Raw genomic sequence first — 13,569 nt, 5'->3', positions numbered from 1 at the left:
AGGTGGCGCCGGTGCCGCGTCGAGGTCGGAGAGCCGGTCGCTTGCTGCCGTGGTCGTGACGAAGGGTCGTGCATGCCGGCTAGTAGCGGAAGGCGGCGACCATCGTGTCGAGGCGGGTGGCGATGTCGGCCAGGTCGCCGGCCGTGCGTTCGGTGGCCTGGGCGGCGTCGCGGGTGGTGGCGGTTACCGCGACGACGTCGGCCAGTTCGCGGCTGATCTGGGAGGTGCCGCCGGCCGCCCGGTTGAGGTCGCCGGTCATGTTGCTGGTGGTGGCACTCTGCTCCTCGACCGCCGAGGCAATGGTGTTCTGGTAGTCGTTGATGCGTTCGATGACGTCGCCGATGCCGGCGATCGCGTCGACCGCGACCCGGGTGTCGGCCTGGATCGCCTCGGTGCGGCGGCTGATCTCCTCGGTCGCCTTGGCGGTTTCCTGGGCCAGGTCCTTGACCTCGCCGGCGACCACCGCGAAGCCCTTGCCGGTCTCGCCGGCGCGCGCCGCCTCGATGGTCGCGTTCAGGGCGAGCAGGTTGGTCTGCTCGGCGATCGCGGTGATCGCCCGGACCACGCTGTCGATCTGGGCGGATGACTCGTCCAGTTTGACCATCAGTTCCTTGGCCTGGGCGGCCGCGCCGACCGCGTTGGCCGCGACCTGTGCCGCCTCGGTGGCGCTGATCGAGATCTCGCGGATCGCCGCGCCCATCTCCTCGGCGCCGCTGGCGACCGCCTGCACGCCGGCGCTGACCTCGCCCGCCGCCGCGTCGATCGAGCCGATGCGGCCGGACGCCTGGTCGGTGTCGCCGGCCAGGCTGCGGCTGGCCTGCTGAAGTTCGGACGAGCCGGTGGACAGGCCGGTGCTGATCTGGGCCACTTCGCGGACCGTCTCGCGCATCCGGGACGCCGCCCGGTGCACCGAGCGGGACATCGCGCCGATCTCGTGGCCGGCGGTGTCCGGGTGCTGCTCGGTCAGGTCGCCGTCGGCCATCTCGGACAGCACCTGTTGCAGGGCGGTCAGCCGCCGGCTGATGGCCTGCGCGGTGGCCAGGGCGAGGGCGCCCGCGATCAGCAGGCCGGCGACCAGCACCACGATGATCGTGGTGCGGGCGCTGCGGGCCGAGCTGCGGGCGCTCGCGGCCGAGGCCGCGGCCCGCTTGAGCGACGTGTTGACCAGGGTGTCGATCTGCTGGACGGCCTCGGCGATGGTCGGGTTGAGGCCGTTGGCGCGCAGGTTCTCCCATTCGGCCATTCGACCGGCCGCCTTCAGCTGCACGGCCTGCACCCGGAGCTGGTTGTACTTCGCCCAGGACGTCTCGAAGGAGCTCAGCGCGGCCAGCTCGGCGGCCGAGACGTGGTAGGTGCGGAACTGTTTGATCTGCACCGGGACCTGGTCGAAGATCACTTTCGCCTGGTCGTTGTACGTCTTGGCGGCGGTCGGGTTGCTCGCCGTGGTGCCCGAGAGGCTGGCCCATCGACCGTGCCAGACCAGTTGCTGGAGGTCTTTGGCGACGTTCAACGGCTGGAGGGACTCGGCGTACATGGCGTCGGTGCGGTCGGCGATGGAACCCGCCCGCACGATGCCGATGACACCGACTACCGCGGCGACGACCAGGGCGATCGCCGCGACGACCAGCAGACTTCCGCGAATGCTCAGGGAACGCACGTCCCGAGCATGGCGCATCCGAATGCTGCTCGGAGGTGTTTCGAAAAGGTGCGGGCGGTACGCGTGGCGGTTCAGTTGATGGGGGCGATCATGCCGCCGTTGACGTACACGGTCTGCGCGGTCACCCAGCGGGTCTCGGGGGCGACCAGGAAACGCATGACCGGCACCACGTCGATCGGGTCACCGATGTCGCCGCTGATCGTCAGGCCGGACAGCCACGCGATGGTCTCCGGGGTTTCCGCGTTGTAGAAGAATTCGGTCTTCTGCGGGCCGGGTGCGATGCAGTTGACGGTCACACCGCGCACCCCGATCTCCTTGGAGAACGCCTTGGTGAAGTGCTCGACCGGTGCTTTGCTGCCCGCGTACGCGGAGTAGGTCGGCGCCGTGAACGCGACCTGCGTGGTCACCATGTTGACGATCCGGCCGTCGTCGGCCATCTTGGTCGCCGCCTCCTTCATCAGGAAGTACGGCACCTTGGCGTTGATCGCCATCGAACGGTCGTACTCGTCCTCGGTGGTGTCGGCCACCGCCTTACGAATGATCAGACCGGCGGTGTTGACCAGGATGTCCCACCGGCCGAACTGTGTGATCACCGCGTCGACCAGCTTGGTGATCTCGCCGTCGGCGGTCAGGTCGCCCTGGTGGGCGAACGCTCGTACGCCGCGCGACTCGAGGTCCTTGACCACCACGGCGGCCTCGTCGGCCCGCCGCGCCGAGTTGTAGTGCACGAGGACGTCGGCACCGTCGTCGGCGAGCGCCTCGGCGAACAGTTTGCCCAGGTTGGCGCTGCCGCCGGTGACGATCGCGACCTTGCCGCTCAGTTTTCCAGTCATCACAAATCCCCTTGGGTGAAGCCGATCGGAGAGACCGAGATGGGTGAACGTTAGGAAAGGTCACCGGCAAACAGCTTCGGTCAAACGACGGGGTCAGCCGGGGATCAGGTCGAACGATTCCCAGCCGCCGATTGCGGCCCGGTTCGCGATCAGGGCCGCGGCACCGGCGTTCTCGGCGCAGACGTACTGCCCGTCGGAAGCGGCCAGGCTGACGCTGCCGTCCGGGTTGTGGACCAGCCGGAAGGTCTGCCGGCTGCCGATCGTGGTGGCGTCCGCGATCAGCGAGGCTCCGGGCGCCGCGGTCACGAAGAGGGAGTTCGCGTGGGCGCGCAACGCGATCGCCCCGCCACCGGCGTCGATCTCGTCGAACTGTTCCCACGGGCCGATCGCGTCGCGGTTGGCGATCAGGGCGGCCGCTCCCGCGTTCTCGGCGGTCACGATCTTGCCGTTCGCGTGCGCTCGTAACGAGATCACGGGCGTACCGGAGCCGGGCGTACCGGAACCAAGGGTGACCGATCCGGTCAGCCTGATGTCTCTCGACGAGGAACCCACGCTGACCGTGTGCGTGCCCCCAGTGGTCGAGAAGTTGCCGCCGGCCCAGGTCTGGAAGCTGCGGGCGTCGAGGCTGAGGCTGACGTGCGTGGTCTGGCCCGGGTTGAGCTGGACCCGGCGGAAACCGCGCAGGCTGCCGGGCGGTTCGCCGGCGCTCGCCGGTTGTCCGACGTAGACCTGGGCGATCTCGGCTCCGGCCCGTGTGCCGGTGTTGGTGACGTCGAAGCCGACCGGCACGCTGCCGTCGGCCGCCGGGGCGCCGACGGTCAGGCCGGCGTAGCCGAAGGTCGTGTACGACAGCCCGAAGCCGAACGGGTACATCGGCGTCTTGTTCTGCGCGTCGTACCACCGGTAGCCGACCTGCAGTCCCTCGCTGTACTGGACGTGACCGTCCTGTCCCGGCCACTGCGCGGTCGTGTGCGCGGGCACGTCGGCAAGCGACTGCGGGAACGTGACCGGCAGCTTCCCCGAGAAGTTGACGTCGCCGTAGAGCAACTGGGCCAGCGCGGTTCCGTACTCCTGGCCCGGGTACCACGACTCGACGATGCCGCGCACGTTCCCGGCCCACGGCATCGTCACCGCGGAGCCGGTGTTCACCACCACGACCGTGTTCGGTTGGGCCGCCGCAACGGAGCTGACCAGCTGGTTCTGCACGCCGGAGAGGTCGATGTCGCTGAGGTCGGCGCCCTCGCCCGCACCCTTGTCCACCACGACCACCGCGAGGTTCGCCGCGCGGGCCGCGTTGACCGCCGGGGTCAGCAGGTCCTGATCGGGCACCTGCCAGCTGAGTGCGACCTGGCTGCCGCCGCCGTCCTGGAAGTAGTCGACCTCGATGCTCACCGGCTGCCCGGCGGTCAGCGGGATCGTGCCGGTGCGGGTCGTGGGCGGCTGGTCGAACCAGTTGTTCACGACGGTCTGCCCGTTGATGATCAGCCGGCTGCCGTCGTCGCTGTTCAGCGCGAACGTGTACGTACCGGTGGTCGGCGGGGTCAGCGTGCCGGTCCACTTCGCCGACCAGTTGGCGGCGGGCACGCCGACGGCCGGCGAACCTCCGCCCCAGAGGAAGTTCACGGTCGGGTCGGTGCGGGTCAGGATCGGGGCGCCGGACATGCCGGTGCCGTTGTAGAACTGGCCGGTCAGGCCGCCACCGAAGTAGCCCGGGTCGATCAGGTCACCGTTCGGGTCGGCCACGCCCTGCGCGTAGGTCACGGTCGCTGCCGTCCCGGCCCGGGCTTTCAGACCCGCGTACGGCGTGACCAGGCGCGACGGGTTCACGTGTGCGCTTCCGCCCCCGGCGGTCATCGCGTTCGGGCCGGCCCCGTCGCCGATCACCGCGATCGAGTGCACCGACGACGAGACCGGCAGCACGTTGCCGGTCTTCTTGAGCAGCACACTGCCCTGCTGCGCGACCTGGGCCGCGATCGCGGTGTGCGCGTCGGTCGTGACGACGCTGGTGATGTCGCCGGTCGGGGGACGGTCGAACAGGCCGGCGGCGAACATCGCGGTGAGGATGCGGCGTACGTGGGTGTTCAGCGTGTCGATCGAGACCTGGCCGTTGGCGACCGCGGTGCTCAGCGCGGTGCCGTAGAAGTCGCTGCCGTTCATCTCCTGGTCGAGCCCGTTGTTCGCACTCGCGATCGTGGAATGGGTTCCGCCCCAGTCGCTGGTGACGAAGCCGGTGAAGCCCAGTTCGCCGCGTAGGATGTCGTCGAGCAGGTGGCCGCTCTCGCAGGCGAACGTGCCGCCGACCGAGGCGTACGAGCACATCACCGAGTAGGCGTGGGCCTGCTGCACGGCCGCCTGGAACGCCGGCAGATAGATCTCGTGCTGGACCCGGTCCGACATCACCACGTCGTCCTGCGGGTTGTTGCGGTTCGTCTCCTGGTTGTAGTCGGCGTAGTGCTTGACCTGGGCCATCGGCCCCTGCGACTGGATGCCGGTGATGTCGGCCGCGCCCATCTGGGCGGCCAGGTAGGGGTCCTCGCCGAGTGACTCGAAGGCCCGGCCCCAACGCGGATCGCGGACGATGTTGACCGTCGGGCCGAGCACGACGGTGGCGCCCTTGCCCCATTCCTCGGCGCCGATCGTCTGGCCGTACCGGCCCATCAGGTCGGTGTCCCAGGTCGCCGCGGCGGCGACCGGGGCCGGCAGCTGGGTGACGCCGCCGGCGCCGTCGGCCACGCCGGCCGGGCCGTCCTGCAGCCGCAGCGAGGGGATGCCGAGGCGGGGGATCGCGTCGGTGCAGGCACCCCACGAGCACTGGGCGCCGCCGTGCATCAGGGTGATCTTCTCGGCGGTGGTCATCTGGGCGAGCAGTGCGTCGGCGCGCTGCCCGGGGGTGTCGGCGGCATGGGCCGGCGCGGCATTCAGGAGCAATGCCGTCACGGCGGCCAGAGACAGCAGGGAACGTCTCACGGGGGACTCCGTCCGGGATGTGTGACATCGAGGAGTGTCACTACCTTCCCCCGGGAGATTGCGTTTTTCCAGAGCTTTGCCGATTTCTTTCAACGAGTGATCGCAACGATCCAGGTCAGCAGCGGGCCGGCGATCAGCGCGGGCAGCATGTTCGCCACCGGGACCGGCCGCACGTTCAGGATGCGCAGGCCGACACCGAGCAGCAGCACGCCGCCGACCGCCGAGATCGTGGCGATCTCGGCGTCCGGCAGGAACGTGCCCAGCGTCGCCCCGACCGCGGTGAACGACCCCTGCACGGCAATCACCGACAGGGCGGCGGCGGCCACGCCCCAGCCCAGCGAGGCGCCGAACGCGATGCAGATGACGCCGTCCATCACGCTCTTGATCACCAACTGGTCGATGCCGCGCCCCAGCCCGTCCGAGAGCGCACCCAGGATCGCCAGCGGGCCGACCGCGACGACCAGCGAGGCGGTGACGAAACCCTCGCTGAACGAACCGGCCTCCTCGTCGCGGGACAGCCGCCGCTGCATCCAGTCGCCGAGGAGTTCGAGGCGGCGCTGAAGGTGCACGGCCGCGCCGACCGCCGAGCCGAGCACCAGCGCGCCCAGCATGATCAGCAGCGGCGCGCGGCTGCCGACCGCGCGGGTCAGCGACGGGTCGACCAGCGAGGCCACGTCCAGGCCGCCGATCACCAGGGTGATCAGGCCGAGCACGTCGGTCACGGTGTCCCGTACGCGGTCCGGCAGCCGATGGCCGGCCATCGTGCCCAGCCCGGCGCCGCCGACGATCGCGGCCGCGTTGATCAGAGTGCCGAGTCCGGGTACCGCCACGGTTCTTCCCCCTGAAAATCAGCTGCGACCGGCCCGAAGATCGTGACATGGTCCCGGTTGAGCTACGAGCAGGGGACACGTCATGGAACCGATCAGCGAGGCCGGGATCCGGCGCTCGTTCCTCAACTGCAGCAAGGGCGAGGCGACCCGGGTCAAGTTTCCGGCCGACTTCGCCGGGACGCCCTGGGCCGACCTCGACTTCTACGGCTGGATCGACCCGGGCGCACCGCTGCGGGCTGCGATCGCCGTGCCCGGCCCCACCGGTCTGCGCTCGCTGCTGCTGCGCCGGGCCGACCGCGGTGGTGCGTCGGGGGGTGCCGCCCGGTCGAGCATGTGCCAGGTCTGCCTGACCAGCCACGCGTCGGGCGGGGTGAGCCTGTTCACGGCGGCCCGCGCCGGGGCGTCCGGCCGCAAGGGCAACTCGCTCGGCGAATACCTCTGCTCCGACCTGGCGTGCTCGCTCTACCTGCGGGGCAAGCGCCAGCCGCGGGCCCGCCTGGTGAAGTTCGAGGAAACGCTCAGCCTCGACGAGAAGATCGAGCGGGCGATGACAAAGCTCGACGGCTTCGTGGCGCGCGTCGCGGAGTAAGACTGTCCCGGCGTAAGAACTGTCGTAGGAGGTGCCGGCGCCCCCGCCGGGCGCCGGCACCGTTCTTCCCTTTACTGCAGCCGGAACGACTGGGCGCCGGTGCCGTTGCAGGCGTACTGCACGAGCTGGACGCCGTCAGCGACGGACGCGCCCGGGGTGTCCAGGCACTTTCCGCTGTTCCGGTTGACGAGGTGGTAGTAGCCGCCGGACTCGGCGACCGCCTGCCACTGCTGATTGTTGCCGCCGCCGTAGGTCCAGGTCTGGATCGGGGCGTTGTCGGCGGTCGAGACGTTCGTGACGTCGAGGGCTTCGGCGCTGTTGCCGCGGTTGTTGATGCGCAGGTAGCCGCCGCTGGTCGGCACGAACTGGTACTGCTGGGCGTTGCTGCTGTTGCAGGCGTACTGCTGGATCACCGTGCCGTCGGTGGTGCCTGCCGCCTTGGCGTCGACGCACTTACCGCTCGTCTTGTTGATCACCGAATACCAGGTGGTCGACGAGATCGGGCCCTGCGTCGGGGGAGTGGTAGTTGTGGTGCCGCCGCCCAGCCAGAGGATGCCCTGGGTCAGCCATTGGTTCTGCTGCGCGCTGGCGAACGTCGACGACAGCCCGGTATTGGTCGTGTAGTTCATGGCGTTGTGGCCGAAGTTGGCGTACAGCATCTTGTAGTTCTTGTTCGTCCACATGACGGGGTAGTAGCCGCTGTGCCACTGCTGGTCGGGATCGTCGCCGACCGGGAACGTGCCCTGGTCCATCGACGCCAGAATGTCGATGTCGGGGTTCTGCCGCAGGTCGTTGCTCCACGAGTACCACTCGCTGACCGACGACTGGATGGTGGCGGGCAGGCCGGCCGTCGACGGGTGGTTACCATCGTCGATCTTCAACGTCTCGGCGGTCGGTCCCCAGGTGTTGGTCTGGAAGTTCCCGGAGCCGAGGAATGTGTTGTAATACCAGCCCCACTCGCTGGCGTTGGTGGTGAACGCGCTGACGTGGAAGCCGATCCACCCGCCGCCGTTGTCCATGTAACGCTGGAATCCGGTGCGGCTGGCCGAGTCGTGCGGCGCGTCGTCGAGGAACATGACGACCTTGTAGGACGACAGGTCGCCGGCGAGCCGGCCCCAGTCGGTGGTGCTCTCGAAGGAGAAGCCGTTCTGGCTGCCGGTCTGGCTGAACCAGGGCAGGGCTTCCTTGACGTAGTTGTTGTGCGCCGGGTCGCCACTGTCGGTGTCGTAGAAGGCCAGCACCTTGAACGGCGTGGTGGCCGCCTGGGCCGGCTGCACCGCGACGCCGACCGCCGCGGCGGCCACCAGCCCAAGGCCGGCCGCGAAGGCGTTGCGCAGGATCTTTCGAGGCATGGGGGCGTCCTCGTCTTGGATCGGAGATGGGGATCGGACGGAATTGGCAACATTGTTAACGGTCGATGCCGCGTTGAACAAGAGCCTTACTCGAAGAAGATGAATTAAGTTCTGATGGAGCGCTCTCCGGGGCGACGCGAAGCTGGCTCACAGATAGGATCTTTCCAGCGATGAGAGAAGGCTGGCCCGAGGTCGATCGATCACGGCTCCTGCGCGGCTTTCCCTGCTGAGATAGGGATTCCCGCCTCGAAGCTAGGCGGGATCGCGTCTCTCCGGAACGACCGACCCTGCCAGACATCGGATGAATCCGTTAACCTGAGGATCCAACCCCATCGATCAGCAGGATCGGCGGCATCCCCATGCGAAGACTCCCCCTGCTCCTCGTCCTCCCCGTGATCGGCGTCGGGGTCGTCCTCCCCGCGACGGCCGCGAACGCCTCCCCCACCGACGCGGCCTTCAACACCGGCACCGGCGCCCTCAACGTCGACTACGCCGGCTATCTGTCCAAACACGACATTGTCTACAACCGCCCGAACACCACGCCCGGCTACGGCCTTACAGTCGGCAACGGCCGCACCGGCGCCATGGTCTGGGATCAGAACGGCATCACCGCCCAGGTCTCCGGCGTCGACCTCGCCGAGCAGTCGACCTACGCCGCCGGCAACATCAACCTCCAGACCACACCCGCGCTCTCCGCCGGTTCCACCGGCTATCAGCAGCGGCTCTCGCTCTACGACGGGTTGCTCTCCACGAGGTACGCCGATGGCCGCACCGTCACGATCCTGGGGCGGCCCGGTTCGGAGACGATGGGCGTGCACGTCGACGACAACCGCACCAACGTCACCGCGGTGAGCTTCGATCTGAGCCTGTGGGACATGTCGACCGTCGCCGACATCGCCGACGTGCCCGACCTGAATACCTGGAAGACGGTGTCGACGTTCGCCGACTCGACCGCGGCCGGGCTCAGCCGCGGGCAGGCCGATCCCAACAACTTCGGTTACACGCTGGCCGCTACCGTCGAGGGCACCGGCTTCACCACCCAGGTCGTCAACGGCACCGACGTGCGGCTGACGATCACGCCGAGTTCGTCGTACACGATCTGGTTCACGGCGGCGAGCCGCCTCAACGCGGCCAACCACGACTCGGTCTCGGCGGCGCGCGCCGCGCTTTCCGCGGTCAAGGCTTCCGGGTACGCGACGACTCTCGCCAACTACCAGAACTTCTGGCACGGCTTCTGGCAGAAGTCGTTCGTGCAGTACGCCGACTCGGCCGGGGACGCCGACTACCTGGAGAACGTCTACTACCTGGCGACGTACATGATTGCCGCCGGTGGTTACGGCAACTACCCGGTCCACTTCATCAACGGCGTCTTCCGGGCGACCGGCGACCAGTCGAAGTGGAGCAACGGTTACTGGTATTGGAATCAGCGCGACGTCTACAACTCGTTCCTGGCGTCCAACCATCCCGACCTGCTGAAGACGTTCAACAACCTCTACAGCCGCAATTCGGCCGCGCTGAAGGCGTTCACCCAGTCCTATCAGGGCATCGACGGGTTGTGGGTGCCGGAGACGATGGGCTGGGACGGCAACGCGCGCGGGACCACCGGCAGCGACTACACCAAAGGCATCATGTCGACCGGCACCGAAGCGGCCTACAACATGTACCTGCAATACCGGTACACCAACGACACCGGTTATCTGAGCAGCACCGCCTATCCGTTCATGCGGGACGTGGTGAAGTTCTACGCCAAGAAACTGTCGTACGACAGCGCGAACAACCGCTACTACATGGCCAACTCGAACGCCCACGAGACGTACTGGAACGTGCCCGATGCCATCACCGACCTGGCGGCCGTCCGGTTGCTGTTCCCGCTGACCATCTCGGCGAGCCAGACCCTCGGGCTCGACGCCGACCAGCGGGCCGGTTGGCAGAACATCGTCGACCACCTCGCGCCCTACCAGGTGTCGAATGGTGCCTACCTGCCGCACGATCCGCCGATCGCGTCGACCCGCAACAACGAGAACGTGGCATCCGAGCTCATCTGGCCCTACGACCGGACCGGCATCGGGGCGCCCGACCAGTCGACCGCGATCAACACGTGGAACGCGCGGCCCTTCCCGTACGGGAACGTGTGGTCGAACGACGCCGTGCAGGCGGCCCGCCTCGGCCTGGGCGACCAGGGGTTCTCAGGTATGAAAACGATGCTGCAGAAGTACCAGAACTATCCGAACGGGCTGACCGCCAACACCAACGGCGTCTTCGAATATCTCGGCGTGCACCTCACCGCGATGAACGAGTCGCTGCTGCAGAGCTACAACGACAAGATCGCCGTGTTCCCGGCCGCGCCGACCGATTCGACGTTCACCGGCAGGTTCACGCTGCTGGCCAAGGACGGCTTCTTGGTGTCGAGCGAGCGCGAGACCGGCGAGACGAAGTACGTCGGGGTCAAGAGCCTGTACGGCAAGCCGGCCACGGTCGTGAACCCGTGGTCGGGTCAGCAGATCCGGGTGCGCCGGGTCTCCGACAACGCGATCCTGGCCACCACGACCGCGGGCACGGTCTCGTTCGCCACCGCGGCCGGCACGGTCTACGTGGTCGAGCGGGTCGCCAAGCCGCTCACGTCGTACGCCTCGACGACCCTCACCGGCACCGCCAACCAGGGCCCGAAGTCGTTGCGCAACACCGCGTCCACGCTCGGCCTGCCCGGCGGCAGCTCGACCGCCGGCACCTTCAACGACACGGCCGCGACCTACGACGCCAACTGGTACCCGACCACCAACCGCGGCTACGGCGACTACAACGACGACACCCACCACACCACGACGAGCGGCGCGGCGGCCCAGTTCACGTTCACCGGCACCGGCATCCAGCTGCTGTCGGAACGCAACGGCGACATGGGCAACGCCGACATCTACCTCGACGGCGCGCTGCAGCAGAACATCAACCTGTACGTCAGCGGCGCCCGCCAGGTGCAGCAGGTGGTCTACTCGAAGTCGGGCCTGACCTCGGGCAGCCACACCATCCGGATAGTCAGCCGCTCCACTTCGGTCGTCATCGTCGACGCCTTGAAGGTGAGCTGACCGACGGGCCTCGCCGCCCGGGATCTAAATGTAGTGACCACGAGGGTTGTTGACGCGGCGGCGTGGCGACTTGAGACGTGAGAAGACCTCCGGCGAGGTGGAAGTTGCGACGCTTTCACCAAGACCGAAGGTCCTCATGGCCCACCGTAATGCCCGTCTGACTCTGCACGGCCGACGCCTGCTGATCCAGCGTGTCGTCACCGACCACCGCCTCCCTCACCAAACCAGCCCTGAGCTCGAAGCACGTGTGTGCGCGCCGCGCACCGAACTCAAACGCGGCCCGCGCCGGTTAGCGTCACTGCTGGACATGCCGGCTTCCACCGTCCACGCCGTGCTGACCCGCCACGGCCTGCACCGCCTCGCCTGGCTCGACCGGCCCACCGGCCAACTGATCCGCCGCTACGAACGCGACCGGCCCGCCGAACTGATCCACGTCGACGTCAAGAAGACCGGCCGGCTACGCGACGGCGGCGGCTGGCGTGTCCATGGCCGCGACAGCCTCGAACACCGCCAAGCCCGATACCGCACCCGGACCGGCTACGCATACGCGCACGCCGCGATCGACGACCACACCCGGCTCGCCTACGCCGAAATCCACCCCGACGAGAAGACCGGTACCTGCGCCGGGCTCCTGCACCGCGCCGCAGAACACTTCGCCCGCCTGGGCATCCCCGCCATCGAACGCGTCATCACCGACAACGCCCTGGCCTACCGCCGAGGCCACGCCTGGCGCGACGCCCTGACCGAACTCGGCGCTCAAGCCCGGTTCACCCGCCACTACCGGCCCCAAACCAACGGCAAAGCCGAACGCTTCAACCCGACCATGGCCGACGAACGGATCTACTCCCGGCCCTTCACCAACGGCCAGGACCGCGCCGACGCCCTCCCCGGCCGACTCCACCAATACAACTACCACCGAACCCACACCGCGCTCGGAGACCAGCCACCCATCAACCGCGTCAACAACGATCCTGGTCGCTACATCTAAAGCCCGAGGTCCCAGGCGGCGAGGAGCCGGTCGATCTGCGTCGTGGCGTCGTCGGGCCAGGTGTAGGCCGGTTTGTGCAGGCGCAGCGAGGTCAGCCCGTGGATGCCGCCCCACAGGTCGGCCGCGGTGACCGCCGACGCCGTCCCGGAGGCCCGGACGAGTTCCCCGATCTGGGCCAGCAGCACGTCGGCGCCGTCGGTGTGCACGTGGTCGGCGCCGAGCTGGTCGGCGCTCTCGAAGCGGAGCTGGTAGAGACCCGGGTTGGCCAGGCCCCACTCGAGATAGGCGCAGGCCAGGAGCCGCAGCCGCGCCCGCGGCGCCCGGCCGGGTTCGTCGACGTTGCTCATGGCCGCGACGAAGGACGAGTCGACGGCGAGCAGAACGGCCCGGTTGAGGGCGCTCTGCGACTCGAAGTGCCGATAGACCGCGGTCGCCGAGACGTCGCACGCCCGCGCGACCGCCCGCAGCGAGGGGATCGCGAGCGACAACCGCGACGACGCGAGCCCGATCGCCGCCGCGAGCAACTCGTCGTAGAGATGATCGCGTCGCATGACGCTGACCTTAACTCGATCTAGAGCGCCCGGCGCAGCCACTCCTCGACGCCCGCCACATGCACGGTCGCCCACGAGCGGGCCAGGTCGGGCTGCCCTGCGGCGATCGCGTCGACGATCGCCTGGTGCTGTTCGCGGGTGCGCTCGGCCGCACCCTGCTGGGTGAGGCCGCGCCAGATGCGTGCCCGGGTGGTCGGGCCGGAGATGCCGTCGAGCAGCGACGACAGCACCGGGTTGCCGGCGCCGGCGGCGATCCGGCGGTGAAACTCGAGGTCGTTGGCGACCAGCGCCTCGATCGACGGCTCGGATCCGAGTTCGTCGAGGACGGACTGGAGCTTCTCGACGTCGTCGGCGCTCATCCGCTGGGCGGCCAGCGCGGTCGCCGCCGGCTCGAGCAGCCGCCGCACCTCCAAAAAGTGCATGACCGCGTCGTCGGTGTGGAAGTCGACGACGAAGCCGAGCAGGTCGAGCAGCAGATGCGGTTCGAGGCTGGTCACGTACGTGCCGTCGCCCTGCCGCACGTCGAGCACCCGGATCATCGACAGTGCCTTGACCGCCTCGCGCAGCGAGTTGCGCGACAGCCCGAGCCGCTCGGCGAGGTCGGCCTCTTTGGGCAGCCGGTCGCCGGGCCGCAACGCCCCCGAGACGATCATCTCCTTGATCTTGCTGATCGCCTCGTCCGCCAGCGCCATCCGACCCTCCGTTCTACGCGCATTTGCGTA

The 13,569-nt window shown here is 68.4% G+C and carries 10 protein-coding genes; 3 read left to right on the top strand and 7 right to left on the bottom strand.

Annotation, left to right across the window (positions count from 1 at the left end):
- Positions 1–79: 79 nt before the first annotated feature.
- From ACIA5C_RS18240 to ACIA5C_RS18225, 4 genes are all read right to left on the bottom strand, one after another.
- Positions 80–1,657, bottom strand: a complete 1,578-nt coding sequence (locus ACIA5C_RS18240; RefSeq protein WP_396055947.1) for a methyl-accepting chemotaxis protein — start codon at positions 1,655–1,657, stop codon at positions 80–82.
- Positions 1,658–1,728: 71 nt separating this feature from the next.
- Positions 1,729–2,490, bottom strand: coding sequence for an SDR family oxidoreductase (locus tag ACIA5C_RS18235; RefSeq protein ID WP_396055945.1), 762 nt, complete (start codon positions 2,488–2,490; stop codon positions 1,729–1,731).
- 93 nt (positions 2,491–2,583) lie between these two features.
- On the bottom strand, positions 2,584–5,457 hold the full coding sequence (locus ACIA5C_RS18230) for a glycoside hydrolase family 3 C-terminal domain-containing protein (RefSeq protein WP_396055943.1): 2,874 nt from the start codon (positions 5,455–5,457) through the stop codon (positions 2,584–2,586).
- Between the two features lie 89 nt (positions 5,458–5,546).
- A complete protein-coding gene (locus ACIA5C_RS18225; protein ID WP_396055940.1) occupies positions 5,547–6,287 on the bottom strand; it encodes a DUF554 domain-containing protein in 741 nt (246 codons plus the stop codon).
- Between the two features lie 82 nt (positions 6,288–6,369).
- Here ACIA5C_RS18225 and ACIA5C_RS18220 point away from each other — a divergent pair, with 82 nt between their 5' ends.
- Entirely contained in the window at positions 6,370–6,876 is a 507-nt protein-coding gene (locus tag ACIA5C_RS18220) for an FBP domain-containing protein (protein ID WP_396055938.1), read from the top strand.
- Positions 6,877–6,947: 71 nt separating this feature from the next.
- Here ACIA5C_RS18220 and ACIA5C_RS18215 read toward each other — a convergent pair whose 3' ends face one another.
- Positions 6,948–8,228 (bottom strand): ThuA domain-containing protein, encoded by a 1,281-nt coding sequence (locus tag ACIA5C_RS18215; protein WP_396055936.1) that lies wholly within the window; start codon positions 8,226–8,228, stop codon positions 6,948–6,950.
- A gap of 359 nt (positions 8,229–8,587) precedes the next feature.
- On the opposite strand from ACIA5C_RS18215, the gene ACIA5C_RS18210 reads away from it, so the two are divergent.
- Together ACIA5C_RS18210 and ACIA5C_RS18205 are read left to right on the top strand one after the other, a co-directional pair.
- The gene (locus ACIA5C_RS18210; RefSeq protein ID WP_396055932.1) at positions 8,588–11,308 is read left to right on the top strand and encodes a glycosyl hydrolase family 95 catalytic domain-containing protein; all 2,721 of its coding nucleotides are present in this window, start codon (positions 8,588–8,590) and stop codon (positions 11,306–11,308) included.
- Positions 11,309–11,444: 136 nt separating this feature from the next.
- On the top strand, positions 11,445–12,296 hold the full coding sequence (locus tag ACIA5C_RS18205) for an IS481 family transposase (RefSeq protein WP_396056654.1): 852 nt from the start codon (positions 11,445–11,447) through the stop codon (positions 12,294–12,296).
- On the opposite strand, the gene ACIA5C_RS18200 is transcribed toward ACIA5C_RS18205, so the two are convergent.
- Together ACIA5C_RS18200 and ACIA5C_RS18195 are read right to left on the bottom strand one after the other, a co-directional pair.
- The gene (locus tag ACIA5C_RS18200; protein ID WP_396055930.1) at positions 12,293–12,847 is read right to left on the bottom strand and encodes a TetR/AcrR family transcriptional regulator; all 555 of its coding nucleotides are present in this window, start codon (positions 12,845–12,847) and stop codon (positions 12,293–12,295) included. The two genes, ACIA5C_RS18205 and ACIA5C_RS18200, sit on opposite strands and share 4 nt — an antisense overlap.
- 20 nt (positions 12,848–12,867) lie before the next feature.
- Positions 12,868–13,539 (bottom strand): FadR/GntR family transcriptional regulator, encoded by a 672-nt coding sequence (locus ACIA5C_RS18195; protein WP_396055928.1) that lies wholly within the window; start codon positions 13,537–13,539, stop codon positions 12,868–12,870.
- Positions 13,540–13,569 lie beyond the last annotated feature (30 nt).

This window comes from Actinoplanes sp. NPDC051343 (assembly GCF_044455125.1).
Lineage (GTDB): Bacteria > Actinomycetota > Actinomycetes > Mycobacteriales > Micromonosporaceae > Actinoplanes.
This window is presented reverse-complemented; position numbering and strand designations above follow the sequence as displayed.